Raw genomic sequence first — 23,863 nt, forward strand, 5'->3', positions numbered from 1 at the left:
CTCGCATAACCTCCCTCGCGGAAGGCTTGGAGCATCTGGTTGTTTGCGACCGCAGCAACCAGACCGTGTGGCCGTTCGCTGCGGTGACACCCCTCTAGGGCCCATCCCCAACCCCGTCAAACGCAAATTTCACTTTTATGGCAATTTTTCGCTGCGTAACCACTGCAAGGCTTGTGGACCGCCCTACCCTCGCTTCCTGCCAGTCTTGATGAGCCGGATCGTGCAACTCCGCGTCCCGGTACCGCGCTATAAGCCGCTTCGCCCTATTGAAACGCCAAACGAAAAAGCCGGCGCACGCTAATTGCGTACGCCGGCTCTATCTTCCGCTCATCCGACATCGGTCGGACGGGAATTACTTGCGGAGCGTGAGACCGCCACCGAAACGCTTGTTGAAGCGGGCGACCTGGCCACCGGTGTCGAGCATGGTGCCGCGACCGCCGGTCCACGCCGGATGCGCGAGCGGATCGATTTCAAGCGTCATCACATCGCCTTCCTTACCCCAGGTCGACCGGGTCTGGTACTTGGTACCATCGGTCATCTGGATCGTGATCATGTGATAGTCGGGATGCGTATCGGCCTTCATCGTATGTCTCCGGTATAAACGGCTGGTTCCGACCAGCCTAAAGCACGGCGGGCCCGTACACACAGCGGCGCCGCGATGCAAGCGAGCCCCCCGTTTCGGCAATTACGCCTTAGGCGGGTCGGCGATCATCGCGGTGAAATTCGCTTCTGCGACCAGCTGACCGTCGACCAGGGCGAGCCCTGCGAATTTACAGACGCTTGCGCGCTTCTGCACGAACGTCACGTCGAGCTGAAGCAGAACCCCGGGCTCGACCGGCTTGCGAAACTTCGCACCGTCGATCGCCATGAAATAGACGAGCTTTCCCGAACCCGCGAGACCGAGCGATTCGACCGCCAATATGCCGGCGGCTTGCGCCATCGCCTCGACGATCAGCACGCCGGGCATGATCGGCCTGCCGGGGAAATGCCCCTGAAAGAACTGCTCGTTCATCGACACCGCCTTGATGGCGCTGATCGATGTGTCGGGGACGAGATCCACGACACGATCAACCAGCAACATCGGGTAGCGGTGGGGCAATGCCGCCATCACCCGGCCGATATCGAGCGGTCCGCTCGATCGACCGGGCGCAGCGTCAGCCACGTCGACGTTCACGTTATCCGTGCTCACCGACGAAGTTCTCAGCGGCCCTGCGGCGTCGTGCGCGCAGGCGTCGCGCGGGCGGGTGCCGCTGCGGCAGGTGCGGCTGCCCCACCCTGCTGGCCCTGCTGGTTCGGCTGCCAGCCGGCAGGCGGCGTGATGCCGACGGTCGGGACGAGACGGTCGAGCTCGGCCGTGATCGACGCCGTGATATCGGCAGCCGGCTGTGCGAACAATGCGGCATCGGGACGAAGCAGCAGGGTCACGTTCTTGGCGCGAACCGCATTGCTGACCGCATCGCCGAGCTTCGCCTGGATCTGTTCGATGACATATTGCTGGGCGCGCTGTGCCGGCTGGGTCAGACGCGCGAGTTCCTGGTTTGCCGCGGTCTCGCGTGCCTGGATCGCCTGAGCCTGGCTCTGGAGCGACGCCGCATTCGGGGTCGGCGCGCGCTGTGCGGTCTGGAAGGCGGTCACGAGCGGCTGGAGTTCGCGGGCGATCGCCTGGCGGCGGGTCTCGGCCTGGTCGAGCTGTGCCTTGTAGGTCGTCTCGATCTGGCCACGCGCGGTGGTCCAGGCCTTGGAGCCTGCGATCGCGCCCTGCGGGTCGGCGACCGCGATACCCGAAACCTGGGCCTGCGCCGGTGCGACGATCGCCGCCGGTGCGAGCACGGCTGCGGCGAGAAGAAGCGTCTTGAACGTCGTCATCAGAACTGTGTCCCTACGTTGAAAGTAATAAGCTTGGGGTCATCACCCGGCTGCGTCAGGATCGCCTTGGCAAGATCGATACGCAGCGGGCCGAACGGCGAATTCCAGTTCACGCCGATACCCACCGACAGACGCGGTCGCGGCGAATTGCCAAGGAAGGTCTCCTTGAACGGCGCGATCGCGCTGGTCGCAATGACATTGGCCTCGGCGCCTGCGCAGGCGCCGCCGAGCGTATCGGAATAGCCCGTCTGACACGTCGTCGCCCGCTGCGCCGTTTCGGTCGCGCCGGTCGGCGTGTAGGTGTTGAAATAGAGCTGGCGGCCTGCGCTGTCGAACAGCGGCGTGTTGATCGGCAACACGGTGACATTGCCGGCCGCGTCGACCGACGTTGGGAAGACCGCGGTTGGCAACGGCTTGGTGATGCCGAACAGGCTGCCGATCTGTGCATAGATGGTCGGCCGAAGCCCCAGTTCGCGCGCGCCAGAGCCCAGCGGAATCTCGATTTCGGCACGAGCCAGATAATAAGCCCGGCCGCCGAGCGCGTCGTCGACGATCTGATTGCGATCGGTCACTACCGTCTGCGTGCCATCGGCCGCAGTGACATATTGCTGGCGCAGGACCCGCGGACCGACGCCCCGAATGTCAAAGCCGCGGAATTGCGGCTCGCCGAGATAGAAGCGGTCGGTGATGCGGACGCGGTCGACACCCTCGCCACGGCTCTTCTCAAGCGAGTGGATATAGCCGCCCTCGGCGATGATCGAGCCGATAAAGCCGCTGCCGAGGTTCCAGAACTTCGATCCTTCGGCGCGCGTACGGATATACTTCACGTCGCCGCCCAGACCGGCAAAGTCCTGGCTGAACGAGAAGCGCTGCCCGGCGGTCGGGCGCAAACGGCTGTTCAGCGTATCGTAGATCAGCGAATAGCCGATCGACGACGTCCAGCGATTGCCGAGTGCTTCACAGAGGTAGCGCCCGGCCTTGAGCGGGTCGCAGACGCCGTTGGTGAAATAGGAGGCCTGATCGAGGCCGACCTCGTCATAGGACAGGCCGTAGCGGCCCGACAGCGACCAGAACTCGGTCAGCGGCACACCGGCACGGATCTGGAAGCCCGTCGAGACCTGTGAATAGGTCGTCTGGCGGTCGTTCCCGACATAGTTGAAAGAATTGTAATCGCGCCGGAATATGTCGCCGCCGAGCGCGATGTTCTTGTCGAACAGATAGGGCTCGGTGAAGCCAAGCTCGATCGACTTGGAATAGCTCGAATAGTTCACGCCGGCGCGCAGTTCCTGGCCCTTGCCGCGGAAATTGCGCTGCGTGATGTTCGCCTGGATGATGAACCGCTCGAGGCTCGAATAGCCCGCCGACAGCTGCAATTCGCCCGTCGAGCGCTCTTCCAGATTGGTTTCAAGGATGACGCGGTCAGGCGCGGAGCCTGGCGTCTGCTTGATTTCCATCTTGTCCTGGAAATAGCCGAGCGAGTTGATGCGATCCTGCGAGCGCTTCACCTGGAAGCTGTTGAACGCGTCGCCCTCGGCAAGACGGATCTCGCGACGCACGACCTTGTCCTGCGTCTGCGAATTGCCGTTGATCTCGACCCGCTCGACATAGGTGCGCTTGGCTTCGGCGATGTTGAAGTTGATACCCATGGTCAGGGTATCGACGTCCTTCTGGAACTCCGGGTTCACCTCGGTGAACGCATAGCCGAAGAGGCCCGCGGTCTGGCTCAAATTGTCGACCGAATCCTCGACGAGCTTCGCGTTATACCACTCGCCCTTCTTGAGCGGCAGCGTCGAGGCGAGCTTCTTGTTGTCGAAGTCGCGGATCTGGCTGTCGACGGTGACGTCACCGAATTTGTAGCGCTTGCCCTCCTCCACCACGTACGTGATGATGAAGTCCTTCTTGTCCGGCGTCAGCTCGGCGACCGCGGACGTTACGCGGAAATCGGCATAGCCCTCAGTCAGGTAGAACTGGCGCAGCTTCTGCTGGTCGTAGCTCAGGCGATCCTGGTCATAGCTGGTCGCCGAGGACAGGAGGCGGAAAAGCCGTGCCTGCTTGGTCGCCATCTGGCCGCGGATCTTGTCGTCCGAGAACACCTCGTTGCCGAGGATGTTTATCTGGCGGACCTTGGACTTCGGCCCTTCGCTGATCTCGAACACGACATCGACGCGGTTCTGGTCGAGATTGACCATCTTCGGATCGACGACCGCGGCAAAGCGGCCCTGCCGGCGATAGAGCTCGATGATCCGCGCGATGTCCTGTCGGACCGCGGTGCGCGTGAAGATCTGCCGCGGCGCGAGCTTGATCTCCTTGGTGATCTTGTCCGCCTTGAGCGCCTTGTTGCCCTCGAGGATCACGCGGTTGATGATCGGATTCTCGCGGATACGCAGGACGATATTGCCGTCCTCAACCCCGGCGATCGAGTAATCCGCGAACAGGTCGCTCGCCTGCAGGTCCTTGAGCGCCTGGTCGAGCGTTTCCGCCGTGTACGGGATGCCGACACGGAGCTTGGTGTAGCTCAATACGGTCTCGGGCTCGATGCGCTGCGAGCCTTCGACACGCAAAGTCTTGATCAGAGTCTGGGATACAGGCGCCGCTACGGGCGTTGTAGGAGCAGATGCAGGGGCAGCCGCCTGTGCACGTGGCGGACCGGATCGTGCCTGCGCAGCGGGGGCTGAACCCGCAGGCGCAACCTGTGCCCAGACCGGCACGCCGGACAGCATCGTACCTGCCAGGAGCAGGGCGCCGTTACGCGCCAAAGTGTAACCGTTGATTGCTGTCACCAAACCCACCCCAAGAAACTTGCATACGCAAGGGCGCGCCCGCCCTGCCCTAACCGCGTCAGCCGATCAAGCCGGCCAGATTCTTCCACAACCCGAAATTGCCGAGATCGTTGAAGGTCACGAGAAGCATCAGTGCGAGGATCGCCGCAAGACCGCCGCGATACGCCCATTCCTGAACGTCGGGACCGACGGGCTTTCGTCGGACTGCCTCTATCGCATAAAATAGCAAATGTCCGCCATCAAGCATCGGCACTGGCAGCAGGTTGATGAACCCCAGATTGATGGACACCAACGCAATCAGAAAGATATAGGCATCGAGGCCGAGCGACATCTGCTCACCCGAGACCTTGGCGATACTGAGCGGTCCGCCTAGCTCCTTGACGGAGCGACGGCCCGAAATCACCTGGCCCAGCGTCTCGACCATCATCGAGACGATCTCGCCGGTCCGCTTCACCGCGACGGCCGGTGCTTCGAGCAAGCCGACGCGAACGACGATGGGTTTGCCACCGGCGATCCCGAGCCGGCCGATCCGATATTCATTCCCGAACCGGTCGCGCTGGAGCTCGGTACCGATCACGACATCGCGCGACACCAGTCGTCCATCACGCAGTACATCAATGCGGGTGCGCTCACCGGCACGGATGCGGGCATAGCGTGCCATGTCGTCGAAGGTTTCGACCGAACGCCCGCCCAGCGCGGAGACTCGGTCGCCCTGCTGCAGCCCGGCAAGTGCCGCCGCGCTGCCCGGAACGGTCGCCCCGATCACCGGCGGCATCCGGACGTCGCCATAGGCCAGTGCGAATCCGGCAAGGATGACGATTGCGACGACGAAATTGACCACCGGGCCTGCGGCAACGACGATCGCACGCTGCCAAACCGGTTTCGACTGGAATGTCCGCTGACGTTCCTTGGCGGGCAAGGCGAGCCATTCAGCGGAGGGCTGGCTTGCCGGGGTCATGTCCCCGGCGAATTTCACATAACCGCCAAGCGGCAGCCAACCGAATTTCCAGCGGGTTCCGCGACGATCCGTAAAGCCGGCGATCTCGCGCCCGAACCCGATCGCAAAGGCGTCGGCCTTGATCCCGAATATCCGTCCAGCGAGATAATGGCCCATCTCGTGGACGAACACGAGCGGTCCGATGACGAGCATAAAGGACAGGATCGTCAGCAGGATACCGGGCGCTTCGATCAAACCACGCAATCCTTCACACGCTCGCTCGCAAGGCGCCGCGCCTCGGCGTCGATCGCCAGAACGGCATCGACGCTATCCGGTGCGGCCGGATCGTAGCGTATCAGCGTATCCTCCACGATTGCGGCAATTTCGAGGAAGCGGATCCGGCGGTTGAGAAAGGCTTCGACCGCCACCTCGTTCGCCGCGTTGAGAATCGCCGGGCGCGCCCCGCCCGCGTCCAGTGCTTCGCGCGCCAGCCGCAATGCGGGAAACCGGACCGGATCGGGCGCTGCGAAATCGAGTCGGCCGATGCCAACGAGATCGAGCGGCGCCATCGGTGTCGCCATCCGGTCGGGCCAGGCCAGGGTATGCGCGATCGGCGTGCGCATGTCGGGCGGGCCGAGCTGCGCGAGAACCGAACCATCGACATAGTCGACCAGGCTGTGGATCACCGACTGCGCATGGATGACGATCTCGATCCGGTCGGGCGCGAGCGGGAACAGCCGGGCAGCCTCGATCAGTTCGAGCCCCTTGTTCATCATCGTCGCCGAATCGACCGATATCTTGGCGCCCATCGACCAGTTGGGATGCTTGACCGCCTGTTCGAGCGTCACGCCGCGCATCTGATCGGTCGTCCAGTCGCGGAAGGGCCCGCCGCTGCACGTCAGAATGATCCGCCGCACGCCTTCGGGCCGCGCTGCATCAAAGCATTGGAAAATCGCGTTATGCTCGGAATCCGCCGGGAGCAGGGTCGCGCCGGACCGCGCAGCTGCGCGCAAGATGACGTCGCCCGCGGAGACCAGCGGTTCCTTGTTCGCGATGACGACCGTGCCGCCCTGCTCGATTGCCGACAGGACGGGCTTGAGGCCCGCACAGCCGACGATCGCGCCCATCGTCCATTCGGCGCCCGATGCGGCGGCCTCGGCGATCGCGTCCGCACCGCCACCGGCTCGGACACCCGTTCCCGCCAGCGCCGCCTGCAGCTCTGGCAGGCACTGCTCGTCGGCAACCACCGCGAATTCGGCGCGGGTCCGGATCGCGGCCGCGGCGAGCCGCGCGACGTCACAATTTGCGGTCAGCGCGACGACGCGAAAACGATCGGGCTCGCGTTCGACGAGATCGAGCGTCGACGTACCGACCGACCCGGTCGCACCGAGAATCGTGACGCTTTTCATGAGTATAAGCTCGGCAACATGATGAGTAACGCCGCGACCGGGGCGACCGGGACAAGCCCATCGAGACGGTCCATCACGCCACCATGCCCGGGCAGCGTATTGCCGCTGTCCTTGACGCCTGCGACGCGCTTCAACCAGCTTTCGTACAGGTCCCCCATCTGCGCCAGCGCCGCGAGAAACGGCGTGGCGAGCGCAAGGTGGAACGGCAGCGCATATTCGACGTGAAGGATCGCCGCGACGATGCCCGCGAGCACCACGCCGCCAATCAGGCCCGACCAGGTCTTGTTCGGGCTGATCACGGGTGCAAGCTTGGGTCCGCCCAATGAGCGTCCGGTGAAGAACGCGCCGATATCGCACGCCCATACCAGCGACAGCGCCCAGAGCGTCAGCAGCACGCCGTCCTCCTGACGCCGGATGATCATCAGCGCGAGCACGGGCAGCCCGCAATAGATAATTCCGAGCGCCAGCGGAGGCTTACGCGTGGTGATGACGACGAAGAACGCCGCCCCGGCAAGCAGGCCGAGCGTGAAGAAGTCGTGCACGACGAGGATCAGCGAGGCCGGCGCCATCAGCGCGAGCGGCACGGACAGCGCGAACTGCGTCATGCGCCTGGTTTTCGCGTCGGCGCCCTGCAGCATCGCCCATTCGGCCATCATGAACAGCGCGGCCACCACGCCCAGCAGCCAGAAGGCGATGCCGCCCAGCGTCAGGGCAATGCTCGCGACGACGATCATGCCAACGCTGGCGATCATCCGGAGCTTGAGGTTGGACGGTGTGCGAAGCGCCTGATCGGGGGCGCGTTCGGGATCGGTAAGCGTCACAGCCCACCGTAGCGGCGTTGCCGCACGCCAAAGGCCGCAACGGCCTCGGCGAGCGCGTCGCCGTCGAAATCGGGCCAGAGCGTGTCGACGAACAGCAGTTCGGCATAGGCCGCCTGCCACAACAGGAAATTCGACAGGCGTTGTTCGCCCGAGGTGCGGATCATCAGGTCCAGCGGGGGAAGATCGCGCGTGTCGAGTTCGCCCTCGACCATCGCCGCGTCGATGCTTGCCGGATCGAGCACCCCGTCGCGCGCGCGTTCGGCCAGACGGCGGGCGGCGAGCACGAGTTCGGCATGGGCGCCGTAGTTGAGTGCGATCGCGAGTAGCGGACCGGTGTTGGCCGCGGTCCGCGCGATCGCATCATCGACCATCGCGACCAGATCGGGCGAAAAGGCATGATAGTCGCCGATGACGCGCAAACGGACATTCTCGCGCGTCAGTTCGTCGAGATCGCTGCGGATGAAATGCCGCAGCAACCCCATGAGATCGCTGACCTCTTCCGCGGGGCGGCGCCAGTTTTCGGACGAGAACGCATAGAGCGTCAGCGCCTCGATCCCCATCGCACGCGCCGCGCGGGTAACGTTTCGCACCGCATCGACGCCCGCCTTGTGGCCGGCAAAGCGGGGGAGGAAGCGCTTCTTCGCCCACCGCCCATTGCCGTCCATGATGATCGCGACATGACGCGGCACCGCGCCGCCCCCAGGAACGGCGACGAGCGACGCAGCCTGGGAGGCTCCGGCCGAAGCAGCGCCAAGCGGCCTCACTTGCCCAGGATTTCCTTTTCCTTGGCGCCCGCGGTCGCATCGAGATCGGCGATCGTGCTGTCGGTGAGCTTCTGCACCTCGACTTCGTGACGCTTGCGCTCGTCCTCGCCGAACACACCCTTCTTCTCGTCGACCTTCAACGAATCCATCCCGTCGCGGCGGACGTTACGGACTGCAATGCGGGCCTTTTCAGCATATTGGCCGGCGAGCTTGGCGAGTTCCTTGCGACGCTCCTCGGTCAGATCGGGAATCGGCAGACGCAGCGTCTGACCGTCGACGATCGGGTTGAGACCCAGCCCGGCGGAGCGGATCGCCTTGTCGGTCGGGCCGACATTCGACTTGTCCCAGACCTGCACCGACAGCATCCGCGGCTCAGGCGCCGACACGGTCGCGACCTGGTTGAGCGGCATCGACGAGCCGTAGACCGTGACCATCACCGGATCGAGCAGCGCGGTCGAAGCGCGGCCAGTGCGAAGCCCGGCCAGATCATGCTTCAGCGCTTCGACGGCACCCGCCATGCGGCGTTCCAGGTCGCTCTTGTCATACGCTGCCATCTTAACTCTCCTGCTCGTTCTGGACGATCGTCGACACGCCATCACCCGCCAGCACCGCGGCAAGATTGCCGGGTTCGCGGATGTTGAAGACGACGATCGGGATATCATTGTCGCGGCACAAAGCGATCGCGCTCGCGTCCATGACCTTGAGGTCCTCGGACAGCACCGTGCTGTACGAGATCGTCTCGTAGCGCGTTGCGTCCGGGTCCTTTTTCGGATCGGCGCTGTAGACGCCGTCGACCGACGTGCCCTTGAACAGCGCGTCGCACTTCATCTCGGCAGCCCGCAGCGCGGCGCCCGAATCGGTGGTGAAATAGGGGCTGCCGACACCGGCGGCGAAGATCACGACGCGGCCCTTTTCGAGGTGCCGTTCGGCGCGACGCCGGATGAAGGGTTCGCAGACGCTCGCCATCGGGATCGCCGACTGGACGCGCGTGTCGATGCCGATCTGCTCGAGCGCGTTCTGCACCGCAAGCGCGTTCATCACGGTCGCGAGCATGCCCATATAATCGGCGGTCGCGCGCTCGAAGCCCTTGGCAGCGGCGGCGAGGCCACGGAAGATGTTGCCACCCCCGACGACGATGCAGATCTCATAGCCCTTGGCGCGGACGTCGGCGATCTCGCCGGCGACACGTGCGGTGACGGTGGGATCGATCGAAAGACCGGCGGGTCCCATCAGGACTTCGCCCGACAGTTTGAGCAAAATGCGTTTGAAGCGCGGAGGCGTCATAAATCTCGAATTGTGATTGGCGGGGCGGCGCGGACCTTAGGCGGCGAGGCCGGGGATGTGAAGCGCTGCGACGTGCCTGTGTGGACTCTGAGCGGTCAGGAGACGGAAAATCGTCGACCGCAGGAGGGCGCGCGAGGGGAAATGCCGTCATTTTCGCGGAGATGGAGGCCCGGAAGGGGGCGGCGTCGCGAACGAACACCGATTGCATAGGGCCTGGATCCCCGTCTGCGCGGGGATGACGGAGTAGTACGCGGTTACTCCGCGATCCTTCTCCCCTCGGGGAGACGGTGGACCAGCGGGGCCGGATGAGGGGCGTGAGGTTCGAGACCTCGCCACTCCCCTCACCCTTCCCACGACCGAGTGGCCGTGGGCCCCTTCCCTCTCCCCGGACGGGAGAGGGAGGGCGTTGTTACGCCTGCGGAACGCCCGAGGCGGCAGCGACTTCGGCGGCGAAGTCGGACTGTTCCTTCTCGATGCCTTCGCCGAGCTGGAAGCGGACATAGTCCACCAGCTTGATCTCGGCGCCCGCGTCCTTGCCGGCCTTGGCGACGACGTCGGAGATCTTGGTCTTGCCGTCCATCACGAACAGCTGGCTGACCAGGGCGTGCTCCTTGCGGTACTTGGCGATGCCGCCTTCGACCATCTTTGCAATGATATCAGCAGGCTTGCCCGATTCGGCGGCCTTTTCGGTCGCGATCGCGCGCTCACGCTCGATCTCGGCCTCGTCGAGATCGGCTTCGTTCAGCGCCTTCGGGAACGCCGCTGCGATGTGCATCGCAAGCTGCTTGCCGAGCGTCTGGAGCACTTCGTCCGAAGCCTCCGACTCGAGCGCGACGAGCACGCCGATCTTGCCGAGGCCCGGCGATGCCGCGTTGTGGATGTACGGAACGACCGCACCCTTGCTGACTTCGAGCGTGCGCGAACGGCGCAGCGACTGGTTCTCGCCGATCGTCGCGACGTTGTTCGTGAGAACCTCCTCGACGGTCTTGCCCGATGGCATCGCCTGCGTCTTGAGCGAGTCGATGTCGCCACCGGTGGCGAGCGCGATCTGCGTCACGTCACGGACAAACGACTGGAACTGATCGTTCTTTGCGACGAAGTCGGTTTCCGAGTTGACCTCGACCGCAGCACCCTTGGTGCCCGAAACGGCGACGCCGACCAGGCCCTCGGCCGCGGTGCGGCTGGACTTCTTGGCGGCGGCGGCGAGACCCTTGGTCCGCAGCCAGTCCATCGCCTGCTCCATGTCGCCGGCGTTCTCGCTGAGCGCCTTCTTGCAGTCCATCATGCCCGCGCCGCTCTTTTCGCGCAGATCCTTGACCATTGCTGCCGTGATATCAGCCATGTCCGTAAATCCTCTTTAGTCTGAATGTAGTTGCGGGCGAGGTAAGGCCAGATGCCCTACCCCGCCCGCATGACGGTTCGGCGACGACGCTTATGCGTCGATCTGGCGCTCGCCCTCGGCCGCGAACTCTGCGGCGGTCTCGGCATTCGCCGCAACCTGCGTCGTGTCGGCGGTCGGCTCGACGGTCGGCTCGGCGATCGCCTCTTCCTTCGGCGGCTCGACCATCGCACCGATGTCGGCACCGGTCCGGCGCCGCTGCTCCTGGCCACCACGAGTCGCTGCGATTGCAATGGCTTCGCAATAGAGGCGGATGGCGCGCGCGGCGTCGTCGTTCGCGGGGACCGGGAAGGCGATGCCGTCCGGCGAGACGTTCGAATCGAGGATCGCCACGACGGGAATACCCAGCGTGTTGGCTTCCTTGATCGCCAGCTCTTCCTTGTTCGCGTCGATCACGAACATCACGTCGGGAATGCCGCCCATGTCGCGGATGCCGCCGAGCGAAAGCTCAAGCTTGTCCTTCTCGCGGGTGAGCTGGAGCACTTCCTTCTTGGTCAGGCCGACGGTGTCACCCGACAGCATTTCCTCGAGCGTCTTCAGACGCTTGATCGAACCCGAAATGGTCTTCCAGTTGGTGAGCATGCCGCCCAGCCAGCGATGGTTGACGAAGTGCTGACCTGCGCGACGTGCGGCGTCGGCGACGGGCTCCTGCGCCTGGCGCTTGGTGCCGACGAACAGGACCTTGCCACCGCCGGCGACGGCCGACGAGACGAATTCGAGCGCGCGCGCGAAGAGCGGCACGGTCTGCGAGAGGTCGAGGATGTGGACGCCGTTGCGGTCACCGAAGATGTAAGGCTTCATCTTGGGGTTCCAGCGATGCGTCTGGTGACCAAAATGTGCGCCCGTTTCAATGAGCTGCTGCATCGAGACGACTGGTGCCGCCATAGGATATGTCCTTCCGGTTGTGCCTCTGGGAAGCGGATGACGTGCCGGCCGAATGACCGAAACGCACCGGGCTATGATGCCTCCCATGCGGGGTTAGAGGCGGGGCCCTTAGCCGGGGACCGCGCCAAATGCAACGGCTTACCTCCGACTTGACAAAAGAACGCAATAAGAACATAACGGGGCCAGAACAGAACAGAGGTTCGACTCGGCGCAGAATCACCCCGGAACGGCGGTGATCCAAATGCGACGAACGGAACGATGTTTTCGACCGGGTGTTGCGAACCTTAACACAATGTTCGCATTTGCAGGGAAGGCGAGCGGGAAGATGAGCGGGATGATGATAGTGAGCTTCATGGTGTTCTCGGGGTCGTTCGCAGTCGCGACCGCGGTGATCCTGACGTCGATCGCACCGCAATGGTCGCGCATCGTCAGCCTGGCATCGGGCAATGTCGAGCCGGCCTTCGCCCCGCTGCAGACGCTCGCGCGCGCCGAGCGCCGGATCGCGGTCCGCCGCTGGTCTTCGACCGGCATGCCGCAGCCGTCGCAGCGCTGGAATGCCGCCGCCTGAACCTTGGCGGGTTGGCCTGGGCGCCTGATCGACAGGCGTCTTACTGATCCGCGGGCGTGGCCGGCTTGTGGATTACACGGGGATCGAACTTTACGGGTCTGCCCCGGGTCAGCAGTCCCGGGGCTCGGTCGGTCGGATCAGAGACCCGGTTTGGCGGACGTCTCGCCGCTACGGACGCCGGCGCGCTGGCGGCGGACCCTGGCATAGCTGGCGATGCTGAACGGCATCGAGACGATATAAAGAAGGCAGATGACGCTGAGCGTGTGCCAGGGGGCGCTGACGAGCGCGGCACCGAGCAGGACGACGAGCGCGATCGCCTCGAACCGGACGTTGCGACGCAGCTTGAGCGAACTCCACGACCAGGTCGCGATGCTCGACACCATCAGCAGCGCGACGAACGCGATCCAGGGTGCGACGATATAGGGCGAGGCGAAGAATGGTTCGTCGGTCCAGAACCAGAAGAACATCGGCATGAGCGCGAGCCCTGCCCCGGCGGGCGCGGGCACCCCGGTCAGGAAGCCCGCGGACTTGTGCGGCTGATGGCTCTCGTCGATCTTGGCGTTGAAGCGCGCGAGGCGGAGCGCGCAGAACACGGCGAAGATCAGCGCGCAGATCCAGCCCATCCGCGGCAGCGCGGCAAGCGACCAGAGATAGACGATCAGTGCCGGCGCAACCCCGAAGGAGATGGCATCGGACAGCGAATCGAGTTCCGCACCGAACCGGCTTTCGCCGTGGAGCATGCGCGCGATCCGGCCGTCGAGTCCGTCAAGCACGCCTGCGACCATGATCATCGCGACCGCGCTTTCCCATTGGCCGCCGATCGCGAACCGGACGCCGCTGAGGCCCGAGCAGAGGGCGAGTGCGGTGACCGCATTGGGTGCGACCGCGCGGAGCGGCAGACCGCGACGCGGCCGGCGCGCCCGCATCGCGCGGCCCGCCGCCTGCGACTCGTCGGCGCGGCTGGCGGATCCGTAAGGCGTCCCGTCCCGATCGTTCACCGGACCATCATTCAAAGGACCATCATGCTCTGGTCGATCATTCGAAGGACCATCGATCGCAGGACCATCGATCATTGGGCAATGCCGCCGACGGGCACGCCGCCGACACGGCCGAGCACGGTTTCGCCGGCGATGCTGCGCTGGCCGAGACAGACCTGGGGGACGACATGATCGGGGAGATAGACGTCGACGCGGCTGCCGAATCGGATGAGCCCGATCCGCTGGCCGACCGCGACCATGTCGCCCGCCTTGACGAAGCCCAGGATGCGGCGCGCGACAAGCCCGGCGATCTGGGTGAAGCCGATCCGCATGCCGTTGCGATCCTCGACCACGAAATGCTGGCGCTCGTTTTCCTCGGACGCCTTGTCAAGATCGGCGTTGAGGAACTTGCCCGAGATATAGACGACCTGGCGGATCGTGCCCGCGATCGGCGTGCGGTTGATGTGCACGTCGAACACCGACATGAAGATCGACACGCGCACCAGCGGGGCGTCGCCGAGACCATTCTCGCCGGCGAGTTCGCGCGGGATGGGGACGCGCTGGATCATCGTGATCAGCCCGTCGGCGGGGGCGACGATCAGCCCCTCGCCCTGCGGCGTGGTGCGGACGGGGTCGCGGAAGAAGGTCGCGACCCAGATCACGACGCCGACCATCGGCCAGAACAGCACATGGCTGAGCATCGTCAGCAGCAATGTGATGCCGGTCGCGATGGCGACGTATTTATAGCCTTCCGGATGGACTGCGGGAAATCGCCATTTGACCGTGGAGGTCGTGACGGGCGGCTTGTCGAGCGATGCCATAGCGTGCGGGTCTATCCGTGCCGGACGCGCGATACAACGATGAACAGCCTTTTCGCGACAGGACCGTGGGTTGCGCGAGGTTGCTCGAGGTTGCCTCGCACGACATTCGGTCGTCGATCGGCGCGCGCCCGACGGTTGATCGGCGGGGCCGGCTCCCCTAGACGCTCCCCCAACCCCCTCCCCCGAAGGATGATATATGGCGAAGATCAAGGTTAAGAATCCGATCGTGGAGATCGACGGCGACGAGATGACCCGGATCATCTGGGAATGGATCCGCGAGCGCCTGATCAAGCCGTATCTCGACATCCAGCTCGATTATTATGATCTGGGCGTCGAGCATCGCGACGCGACCGACGACCAGGTGACGATCGACAGCGCGCTCGCCACGCAGAAGCACGGCGTCGCGGTCAAGTGCGCGACGATCACGCCCGACGAGCAGCGCGTGACCGAATTCGGCCTGAAGAAGATGTGGAAGTCGCCCAACGGCACGATCCGCAACATCCTGGGCGGGACGATCTTCCGCGAGCCGATCGTGATCAAGAACGTCCCCCGCCTGATCCCGGGCTGGACCCACCCGATCGTCGTCGGCCGCCATGCGTTCGGCGACCAGTATCGCGCGACCGATTTCCTCGTCCCCGGCCCCGGCAAGCTGCGCCTGGTGTTCGAAGGCGATGACGGCGCGACGATCGACCGTGAAGTGTTCCAGTTCCCGTCGGCGGGCGTCGCAATGGCGATGTACAATCTCGACGACTCGATCCGCGACTTCGCGCGCGCGTCGATGCATTACGGCCTGAACCTGAAATGGCCGGTGTATCTGTCGACCAAGAACACGATCCTGAAGGCCTATGACGGCCGCTTCAAGGACCTCTTCGCCGAGGTTTTCGAGAGCGAATTCAAGGACAAGTTCAAGGAAGCGGGCATCGTCTACGAGCATCGCCTGATCGACGACATGGTCGCATCGGCGCTGAAGTGGAACGGTGAGTTCGTGTGGGCGTGCAAGAACTATGACGGCGACGTCCAGTCGGACCAGGTCGCCCAGGGCTTCGGCTCGCTGGGTCTCATGACCTCGATCCTGCTGACCCCGGACGGCAAGACCGTCGAGGCCGAGGCCGCGCACGGCACGGTCACGCGCCACTTCCGCATGCACGAGCAGGGCAAGGCGACCTCGACCAACCCGATCGCGTCGATCTTCGCCTGGACCGGTGGTCTCAAGTATCGCGGCAAGTTCGACGACACGCCCGACGTGACGAAGTTCGCCGAGACGCTCGAGCGCGTCTGCGTCCAGACGGTCGAGAACGGCCACATGACCAAGGATCTCGCGATCCTGATCGGCCCCGACCAGCCCTGGATGACGACCGAGCAGTTCTTCGAGCAGGTCCGCTCGAACCTCGAAGCCGAAATGGCCAACTGGGCGTGACGGACGGCCCCTCCCGGAAACGGGAGGGGCCTTTTTTTTTGGGTGCGGGTTGGGTGGTAGCGGCCTTCCGTGACGCCGCGCGCTCCTGCCGCGGCGAGGCTCGGCCGGCCCGGCGTCCAAGGCCCGCCCGGCTCTCCGACTCCCCCGCCTTAGCTTTCCGGTCCTGGCCCTCTCCGCCGTAATCCTGACGGAGGTCAGACCCAGGGTTACGGGCGGTGCGCTGCTTGGCTCTGGGTCCTGACTTTCGTCAGGATGACGGTTGGGAGATGAGGCGTGGGTGGTTGCCGAGTAGCGGGGCTTGGCTTTGCGCAGCTTCGGTTTGCGCTGGTCAATCGCTGCCTGCTCCGCGCCGCGCCCCCACCCCGCCCCGCTCCGCCCCGCCGCGCCGCGCCGCGCGTCCCTTCCCGCCCTGCGCCCCGCCACCTCCGTCATCCTGACGGAAGTCAGGATCCAGGGTTACGGGTGGTGCGCTGCTTGGCTCTGGGTCCTGACTTTCGTCAGGATGACGGGTTGGGGTGGGGTTGGTGTCCCGTGCCCGGCATTGCTCGGCTCGCCTTGGCCCGGCTCGGCCCCCCTCGCCCCAGTCCCGCCCGGCTCGCCCCCCGCGCCCGCCGCTCTCAGGAACGCGAACCGCGCGGGCGGTGGGGCGGTATTATTCCCTGACGAATCGGGGAGGCGTCGCCTAAGGTCGGGGGATGGCATTACGGCTCGACAATCAGGGTTTCAGCGACACACTCGTCATTCTCGGTGCGGCGGGGCTGGTGATCCCGGCGTTTGCGCGGTTCAGGGTCAGTCCGGTGATCGGGTTCATCCTGGTCGGGCTGCTGGTCGGGCCGGCGGGGCTGGGGTCGCTCACCGGAGCGGTGCCGTGGCTCTATTACCTGACGATCTCCAACCCCGAGGCGATTGAGCCGTTCGCCGAGTTCGGGATCATCCTGCTGCTGTTCTCGATCGGGCTCGAGCTGTCGTTCCGACGGCTCTGGTCGATGAAGCGGCTGGTGTTCGGGACGGGGGCGGCCGAGCTGATCGGGTCGGCGATGATCATCGCGGTCGCGCTGCATTTCATCGGCCAGGGCTGGGCAGGCGCGATCGGGCTGGGCTTTGCGCTGGCGCTGTCGTCGACCGCGCTGGTGCTGCCGCTGGTCGGGACGACCGGCGCGGTCGGGCGCGGGGCGTTTGCGATGCTGTTGTTCGAGGATCTGGCGCTGGTGCCGCTGATCTTCGTGCTGGGCGCGCTCGCCCCGACCGCGACCGCGGACGGGTGGAGCAATCTGGCAGGCGTCGCCTTGCGCGGCGCGGCCACGGTCGTGGCGATGTATGTCGGCGGGCGGCTGATCCTGCCGCGGCTGTTCGGGCAGGCGGCGCGGACCAAGAGCCCCGAACTATTCCTGGCGGCGTCGCTGCTGGTGGTGATCGTGGCGAGCGTCGCGACGACCGCGGCGGGGCTGTCGCCGATCGTCGGCGCGCTGCTCGCCGGGCTGCTGATCGCGGAAACCGAATATCACAGCGAGGTCGAGGTGATCACCGCGCCGTTCAAGGGGCTGGCGCTGGGCGTGTTCCTGATCACGGTGGGGATGAGCCTGGACCTGCGGCTGATCGCGCAGAACTGGCCGTCGCTGCTGCTCGCGGTGACCGGGGTGGTGGCGACCAAGGCGGTCGTGACGTTCCTGTTCCTGCGCGTCGCCAATTCGCGGCGCGGGGTGGCGGCGGAGACCGGGCTGCTGATGGGGAGCCCGTCCGAGACGACGCTGATCGTGCTGGCGACCGCGGCGCAGGCGCAGCTGATCCTGCCGTCGACCGCGAGCTTCTGGCAGACGGTGACCGCGATCGGGCTGACGATCACGCCGCTGCTCGCCAAGCTCGGCCGCACCGTGTCGCGTCAGCTGGAAAGCCGGTCGACCGCGGATGCGGGCGATGTCGAGATCGACGAGGAGGGGCCGGGGACGGTCGTGATCGGCTTCGGCCGGGTCGGGCGGATGGTCGCGGACATGCTCGCGGTGCACGGCCAGCGCTATGTCGCGGTCGAGGCGGATATCGATTCGGTCGAGGCCGCGCGGGCGCAGGGGCATCCGGTGCTGTTCGGCGACGTCGCGCGGCTCGAACTGGTCGACCGGCTGAAACTGGATACCGCCAAGGCACTGATCCTGACGATGGACGACCCGGTGCTGACCGTGCGGCTGGCGCGGCGGGTGCGGCTGCTGGCGCCCAATTTGCCGATCGTCGCGCGCGCGCGCGATACCGCGCATGCCGCCGAGCTGTACCGCGCAGGCGTGACCGATGCGGTGCCCGAGACGCTGGAGAGCTCGCTGCAGCTGGCGGAGGCGGTGCTGGTCGACCTGGGCGTCGCGATGGGGCCGGTGATCGCGTCGATCCACGAGAAGCGCGACGAACTGCGGCAGGAGATCAAGGCGGCGGCGGACATGCTGGTCGAGCCGCGGGTCCGCAAGGCCAAGCGGACGCCGCGGAAGGTCTAGCGCGGGGCGTCACGCGTCGGTGAGGGTGAAGTCCCTGAACCGTTCGCGCAGTGCGGTCTTCAGGAGTTTTCCCGTCGCGGTGTGGGGCAGTTCGTCGACGAAGACGATCGCGTCGGGGAGCCACCATTTGGCGACGTGCTGCGCCAGGTGATCGCGGATCGCGGTGTCGGTGACGGTGCTGCCGGGTTTGCGGACGACGATCAGCAGCGGGCGCTCGTCCCATTTGGGGTGGTGGATGCCGATCGCGGCGGCCTCCGCGACGCCGGGGCAGCCGATCGCGGCGTTTTCGAGATCGACCGAGCTGATCCATTCACCGCCCGACTTGATGACGTCCTTCGACCGGTCGGTAATCTGCATCGTGCCGTCGGTGTGGAGCATCGCGACGTCGCCGGTGTCGAACCAGCCCTCCGCATCGACCGCGTCGCTGTCCGCGCCGAAATAGCGCTGCACCACCCAGGGCCCGCGGACCTGGAGCGAGCCGGCGATCGAGCCGTCGCGCGGCAGCACCTGCCCCTGATCGTCGATGATGCGCAGTTCGATGCCGAAGGGGACGCTGCCCTGCTTGGTGACGAGATCGAGCTTCTCGTCATGCGTCATCATGTCCCAGTGCGGCGGCGCGAAGCCCGCGGTGCCGATCGGCGAGGTCTCGGTCATGCCCCAGAGGTGCTTGACCGACGCGCCCATGGTCATGATCCGGTCGATCATCGCGCGCGGGGCCGCCGCGCCGCCGATCGTCACCAGCTTCAGATGCTCGGGCGCCTCGCCGGTGGCGTCGATATGCCCGAACAGCGCGAGCCAGACGGTCGGCACGCCCGCCGAATGCGTGACATGCTCCTGGTTCATCAGCCGGCACAGCACGCCGGGATCGTTGATCGCCGAATAGACGACCTTCGCCCCCGACAGCGCGCAGGCGAAGGGCAGCCCCCAGGCGGCGGCGTGGAACATCGGCACGACGGGCAGCACGACCGCGCTGGGGGACAGATCGAACACCCAGGGCGCGACCTCCGCCATCGCGTGGATCAGCGTCGAGCGGTGCGTGTAGAGCACGCCCTTGGGATTGCCGGTGGTGCCGCTGGTATAGCAGAGCATGCACGGATCGCGCTCCGGCCCCTCGACCCAGGCATAGTCGCCATCCTGCTCGTCGAGCAGCGCGCGGAAGCCGTCGGGGCCGAGATCGTCGAAACAGACATAATGGCGGATGCTCGACCATTGGCCGCGCAGCCGGTCGACAATGGGCTGGAACGCCTTGTCGTAGAGCATCACCCGGTCTTCGGCGTGGTTGGCGATATAGACGAGCTGTTCGTCGAACAGCCGCGGGTTGATCGTGTGGATCACCCCGCCCATCCCGATCGTGCCATACCAGGCGATCAGGTGGTGCGCGTGGTTCATGGCCAGCGTCGCGACCCGGTCACCGGGACGGACACCAAGCTTCTCAAGCGCTTGGGCAAGTTTCTTCGCGTCGCGTGCGATCCCGGACCAGTCGGTGCGGGTCTCGCGGCCGTCTGCCCAGTAGCTGACGATCTCGCGGCGGCCATGCTCGCGCGCGGCATGGTCGATCAGCCGGGGGACGCGAAGCTCAAAGTCCTGCATTCCACCCAGCATTCTCGCTCTCCCAAGCATTTGGCCCAAGCCGTTATCCGACGAGAGCCAGCCGCGTTTCCGAGGTCTTGAGCTCCACCTTTGTCACACCGTGCAACGACTCGATGTGCTCTGCAAGCTCGCCGTCGAGCAGGAAATCGCGGCCGAGCAGGATGCTGACCTCGCCGTCGGGGAGCATCGCGCGGACGCGGACCTCGCCGCGCGCGCCGCGGTGATCGGCGAGCAAGGACGCGAGCCCGGCGAAGGCGGCCATGTCCGAGATGGTCACGACGACCTGGAAGCGCGCGATGTTGGCGAGCCCCTCGAACGGCTGGATCCGCTTGATACTGACGCGCGGCGTGTCCTCGCCGGGCTTGCGGTCGAGCTCGACGGTGATGAGGCCGCAGCCGCCTGCCTTGGCGGCATCCTCGAGATCCTTCGAGACCTGATCGTCGAAACAGGTCGCCATGAACTGGCCGCTGGCGTCCGAGCATTGCGCCATCATGAAGCGCTTGCCGCGCGCCGACGTGCGGTAGCGCGCATCCTCGACCAGCACCGCCATCGTCGCGCCGGCGCGGCTGCCGTCGTCGGGGATGTTGAGCTCCGACAAGGCGGTATAAGCGCGCGCGCCGTGGCTGTTGGCGATGTGGCGGTGGCGGTCGACCGGGTGCGCGGAGAAATAGAAGCCGAACGCCTCCTTCTCCTGATCCATCCGCTGGCTGAGCGTCCAGCGCACCGAGGGCGGCAGCTTGATCGCGTCGCCCGCGGGCTCCGCGTCGCCGAACAGACCGCCCTGCCCGCTGGTCTTGGCGGCGTGGGTGCGTGCGGCGATCGCGAGGATCGTCTCGGCGGTGGCGTGGATGCCGGCGCGGTTGGGCTCGAACCCGTCGAACGCGCCCGCGGCGGCGAGCGTCTCGAGCTGGCGCTTGTTGAGCAGGCGCGGGTCGACGCGCTTGGCGAGATCGTCGAGCCCGGCGAACGGGCCGTTCTGGACGCGCTCGACGATGAGCTTCTCCATCGCGCCTTCGCCGACCGACTTGAGCGCGCCAAGCGCGTAGCGCACCGCGGGTTCGCCGTCCTTCACCTCGACGTCGAACTCGGCCTGGCTCGCATTGATGCAGGGCGGCAGCGTGGCGATGCCGAGGCGGCGCATGTCGTCGGTGAAGATCGCGAGCTTGTCGGTCTGGTGCAGGTCGTAGCACATCGACGCAGCGAAGAATTCGTGCGGGTGGTGCGCCTTCAGCCACGCGGTCTGATAGGCGAGCAGCGCATAGGCGGCGGCGTGGCTCTTGTTGAAGCCGTAGCCGGCGAACTTGTCGATCAAGTCGAACAGCTCGTTGGCCTTGGCCTTGGGAATATTGTTCACCTTCGCGCAGCCCTCGACGAAGATCGCGCGCTGTGCGTCCATCTCGGCCTTGATCTTCTTGCCCATCGCGCGGCGCAGCAGATCGGCGCCGCCGAGCGAGAAGCCCGCGAGGATCTGCGCGGCCTGCATGACCTGTTCCTGGTAGACAAAGATCCCGTAGGTCTCCGACAGGATCGATTCGAGCGCGGGGTGCGGATATTCGATCGTCTCGGTGCCGTTCTTGCGGCGGCCGAAGGACGGGATATTGTCCATCGGGCCCGGTCGGTAGAGCGAGACGAGCGCGATGATGTCGCCGAAATTGGACGGGCGGACCGCGGACAGCGTGCGGCGCATGCCTTCCGATTCGAGCTGGAACACGCCAACCGTGTCGCCCTTCTGGAGCAGCGCGTAGACGCCGGCATCGTCCCATTCGAGCGCGTCGAGATCGACCTTGATCCCGCGCTTGGCGAGCAATTGCACGCCCTTCTGGAGCACCGAGAGCGTCTTCAGCCCGAGAAAGTCGAACTTCACGAGGCCCGCGCCCTCGACATATTTCATGTCGAACTGCGTGACGGGCATGTCCGAACGCGGATCACGGTAGAGGGGGACGAGCTGGGCCAAGGGCCGGTCGCCGATCACCACGCCGGCGGCGTGAGTCGACGAGTGGCGCGGCAGCCCCTCCAGCTTCATCGCCAGATCGAGCAGCTTTCGCACGCCATTGTCGTTGGCATATTCCTTGGCGAGCTCGCCGACGCCATTCAGCGCGCGCTCGAGCGTCCAGGGATCGGTCGGGTGGTTGGGGACGAGCTTTGCGAGCCGGTCGATCTGGCCATAGCTCATCTGCAGCACGCGGCCGGTGTCTTTCAGCACCGCGCGCGCCTTCAGCTTACCGAAGGTGATGATCTGCGCGACCTGATCGCGGCCGTATTTCTCCTGGACGTAGCGGATCACCTCGCCGCGGCGGGTTTCGCAGAAGTCGATGTCGAAATCGGGCATCGACACGCGTTCCGGGTTCAGGAAGCGTTCGAACAGGAGCCCCAGCTTGATCGGATCGAGATCGGTGATGGTCAGCGCCCAGGCGACGACCGAGCCTGCGCCCGAGCCACGGCCGGGACCGACCGGAATGTCGTGATCCTTCGCCCATTTGATGAAGTCGGCGACGATCAGGAAATAGCCGGGAAAGCCCATCTGGACGATCACGTCGACCTCGAAGGCGAGCCGCGCGCGATAGACGTCGCGCCAGCCGTCCTCGGCCTCTCCGTGCAGTTCGGTGATGCGCGCGAGACGCGCCTCGAGCCCGGCCTCGGCGTCGTCGCGGAGCAGTTTCGCCTCGCCCTCGATATCGCCGGCGAGGCTGGGGAGGATCGGCTTGCGGTAGGGCGCCATGACCGCGCAGCGCTGGGCTACGACGAGCGTGTTGGCGATCGCCTCGGGCAGGTCGGCGAACATCTCGTGCATCACCGGCGCGGGCTTCATCCACGCTTCGGGGCAGCTGCGGATGCGGTCCTCGGTCTCGACATAGGTCGAGTGCGCGATGCAGAGCATGGCGTCGTGCGCGTCGCCGAACGCACTTTCGGTGAAGCAGCACGGGTTGGTCGCGACGAGCGGCAGGTTGCGGTCGTAGGCGATGTCGATCAGCGCGTCCTCGGCGGCGATCTCGGTCGCGTCGCCGCGGCGTGAGAGTTCGATGTAGAGGCGGTCGCCGAACAGGTGCTGGAGGCGGTCGAGATAGGCGCGGGCGCGGTCGGGCTGGCCCTCCGCGAACAGCCGCGCGAGACCGCCCTCGCCGCCCGCGGTCAGCGCGATCAGCCCGTCGGCATGGCGTTCGAGCGCGGCGAAATCGACATGCGCCGGCATCTCGATCGGGCGGTCGAGATGCGCCATCGAGACGAGCGCGCAGAGATTGTCATAGCCCTTCGCGTTCTGGGCGTAGAGCGCGATCCAGTCGAACGGGGTGGCGATGCCGTCGGGCATGTCGGGGCGGCTGAGGCCGAGCATCACGCCGATGACGGGCTGGACGCCGTCCTTCTTGGCGGCGTCCGAATAGGCCATCGCGGCGTAGAGGCCGTTGCGGTCGGTCAGCGCGGCGGCGGGAAAGCCGAGCGCGCGCGCCTGCTTGGCGATCGCCTTAGGATCGATCGCGCCGTCGAGCATGGTGTAGCAGGAAAAGACGCGGAGCGGGACGTAACCGGAATGCATGGGTGAGAGGTAGGCGTTGCGGCGTGATTCGACCAGACGCGATGGCGGGGGGTGCGGGGTGGGACGCGATGAGTTGAGTCTGTGTGTGTGGGTTTTTGGTTCGAGGCTGTTCTCCCGCGAAGGCGGGATTCCAGTCTGGGCCGCCGCCTTCGAGGGGGAACATCCTTGTGGCGAGGGTGCTCCCCACAAGCACCACCCCGGCGAAGGCCGGGGCCCAGTTGGGGGACGTTGCCAACTGAGGTCTGCGCTTCGTTACTGTGGCCTTTCCAACTGGGCCCCGGCCTTCGCCGGGGTGGTAGGAAAGGAGGTGGGAGTCCGGGCTGGGTCCCTGCCTTTGCG

The 23,863-nt window shown here is 65.7% G+C and carries 19 protein-coding genes; 3 read left to right on the forward strand and 16 right to left on the reverse strand.

Annotated elements, in window-relative coordinates; all coding sequences use genetic code 11:
- Positions 1-352: 352 nt before the first annotated feature.
- From rpmE to rpsB, 12 genes are all read right to left on the reverse strand, one after another.
- Positions 353-583, reverse strand: coding sequence for a 50S ribosomal protein L31 (gene rpmE, locus SOM18_RS08020; protein ID WP_031393312.1), 231 nt, complete (start codon positions 581-583; stop codon positions 353-355).
- A gap of 102 nt (positions 584-685) precedes the next feature.
- On the reverse strand, positions 686-1,189 hold the full coding sequence (gene fabZ / locus SOM18_RS08025) for a 3-hydroxyacyl-ACP dehydratase FabZ (protein WP_414712106.1): 504 nt from the start codon (positions 1,187-1,189) through the stop codon (positions 686-688).
- An 11-nt stretch (positions 1,190-1,200) separates the two neighbouring features.
- Complete coding sequence (locus tag SOM18_RS08030; protein ID WP_031439361.1) at positions 1,201-1,866, reverse strand: OmpH family outer membrane protein; 666 nt, start codon at positions 1,864-1,866, stop codon at positions 1,201-1,203.
- Positions 1,866-4,586, reverse strand: a complete 2,721-nt coding sequence (bamA, locus tag SOM18_RS08035; protein WP_081874098.1) for an outer membrane protein assembly factor BamA — start codon at positions 4,584-4,586, stop codon at positions 1,866-1,868. Before bamA ends, SOM18_RS08030 begins: the two co-directional genes overlap by 1 nt.
- Before the next feature lie 118 nt (positions 4,587-4,704).
- The gene (rseP, locus tag SOM18_RS08040; protein ID WP_031439363.1) at positions 4,705-5,838 is read right to left on the reverse strand and encodes an RIP metalloprotease RseP; all 1,134 of its coding nucleotides are present in this window, start codon (positions 5,836-5,838) and stop codon (positions 4,705-4,707) included.
- On the reverse strand, positions 5,835-6,992 hold the full coding sequence (locus SOM18_RS08045; protein WP_320481524.1) for a 1-deoxy-D-xylulose-5-phosphate reductoisomerase: 1,158 nt from the start codon (positions 6,990-6,992) through the stop codon (positions 5,835-5,837). The genes rseP and SOM18_RS08045 overlap by 4 nt, the downstream gene beginning before the upstream one ends.
- Positions 6,989-7,744, reverse strand: a complete 756-nt coding sequence (locus tag SOM18_RS08050; protein WP_031394215.1) for a phosphatidate cytidylyltransferase — start codon at positions 7,742-7,744, stop codon at positions 6,989-6,991. Before SOM18_RS08050 ends, SOM18_RS08045 begins: the two co-directional genes overlap by 4 nt.
- A 65-nt stretch (positions 7,745-7,809) precedes the next feature.
- Complete coding sequence (locus tag SOM18_RS08055; RefSeq protein WP_037533279.1) at positions 7,810-8,502, reverse strand: isoprenyl transferase; 693 nt, start codon at positions 8,500-8,502, stop codon at positions 7,810-7,812.
- Between the two features lie 71 nt (positions 8,503-8,573).
- Positions 8,574-9,131 carry a ribosome recycling factor gene (frr, locus tag SOM18_RS08060; RefSeq protein ID WP_031394213.1) on the reverse strand — a complete coding sequence of 186 codons (558 nt, stop codon included), beginning with the start codon at positions 9,129-9,131 and terminating at the stop codon, positions 8,574-8,576.
- Position 9,132: 1 nt separating this feature from the next.
- Positions 9,133-9,861 carry a UMP kinase gene (gene pyrH, locus SOM18_RS08065; protein ID WP_031394212.1) on the reverse strand — a complete coding sequence of 243 codons (729 nt, stop codon included), beginning with the start codon at positions 9,859-9,861 and terminating at the stop codon, positions 9,133-9,135.
- 409 nt (positions 9,862-10,270) lie between these two features.
- A complete protein-coding gene (tsf, locus tag SOM18_RS08070; protein ID WP_031439366.1) occupies positions 10,271-11,203 on the reverse strand; it encodes a translation elongation factor Ts in 933 nt (310 codons plus the stop codon).
- A gap of 90 nt (positions 11,204-11,293) precedes the next feature.
- A complete protein-coding gene (gene rpsB, locus SOM18_RS08075; protein WP_320481525.1) occupies positions 11,294-12,145 on the reverse strand; it encodes a 30S ribosomal protein S2 in 852 nt (283 codons plus the stop codon).
- A 334-nt stretch (positions 12,146-12,479) separates the two neighbouring features.
- On the opposite strand from rpsB, the gene SOM18_RS08080 reads away from it, so the two are divergent.
- Positions 12,480-12,713 (forward strand): hypothetical protein, encoded by a 234-nt coding sequence (locus SOM18_RS08080; protein ID WP_197975102.1) that lies wholly within the window; start codon positions 12,480-12,482, stop codon positions 12,711-12,713.
- A gap of 137 nt (positions 12,714-12,850) precedes the next feature.
- Here SOM18_RS08080 and pssA read toward each other — a convergent pair whose 3' ends face one another.
- Together pssA and SOM18_RS08090 are read right to left on the reverse strand one after the other, a co-directional pair.
- Positions 12,851-13,639 (reverse strand): CDP-diacylglycerol--serine O-phosphatidyltransferase, encoded by a 789-nt coding sequence (pssA, locus tag SOM18_RS08085; RefSeq protein WP_031439368.1) that lies wholly within the window; start codon positions 13,637-13,639, stop codon positions 12,851-12,853.
- 143 nt (positions 13,640-13,782) lie between these two features.
- The gene (locus tag SOM18_RS08090) at positions 13,783-14,511 is read right to left on the reverse strand and encodes a phosphatidylserine decarboxylase (protein ID WP_031440639.1); all 729 of its coding nucleotides are present in this window, start codon (positions 14,509-14,511) and stop codon (positions 13,783-13,785) included.
- Between the two features lie 196 nt (positions 14,512-14,707).
- On the opposite strand from SOM18_RS08090, the gene SOM18_RS08095 reads away from it, so the two are divergent.
- Entirely contained in the window at positions 14,708-15,928 is a 1,221-nt protein-coding gene (locus SOM18_RS08095) for an NADP-dependent isocitrate dehydrogenase (protein WP_031394019.1), read from the forward strand.
- Positions 15,929-16,623: 695 nt separating this feature from the next.
- Complete coding sequence (locus SOM18_RS08100) at positions 16,624-18,402, forward strand: cation:proton antiporter (protein ID WP_037528646.1); 1,779 nt, start codon at positions 16,624-16,626, stop codon at positions 18,400-18,402.
- Between the two features lie 9 nt (positions 18,403-18,411).
- Here SOM18_RS08100 and SOM18_RS08105 read toward each other — a convergent pair whose 3' ends face one another.
- Complete coding sequence (locus tag SOM18_RS08105) at positions 18,412-20,004, reverse strand: long-chain fatty acid--CoA ligase (RefSeq protein ID WP_031440807.1); 1,593 nt, start codon at positions 20,002-20,004, stop codon at positions 18,412-18,414.
- A 31-nt stretch (positions 20,005-20,035) separates the two neighbouring features.
- Positions 20,036-23,524: a DNA polymerase III subunit alpha gene (dnaE, locus tag SOM18_RS08110; RefSeq protein ID WP_031440808.1), complete on the reverse strand. Its 3,489-nt coding sequence runs from the start codon at positions 23,522-23,524 to the stop codon at positions 20,036-20,038.
- Positions 23,525-23,863 lie beyond the last annotated feature (339 nt).

The organism is Sphingomonas sp. CFBP9019 (assembly GCF_034045155.1).
GTDB lineage: Bacteria > Pseudomonadota > Alphaproteobacteria > Sphingomonadales > Sphingomonadaceae > Sphingomonas > Sphingomonas aerolata.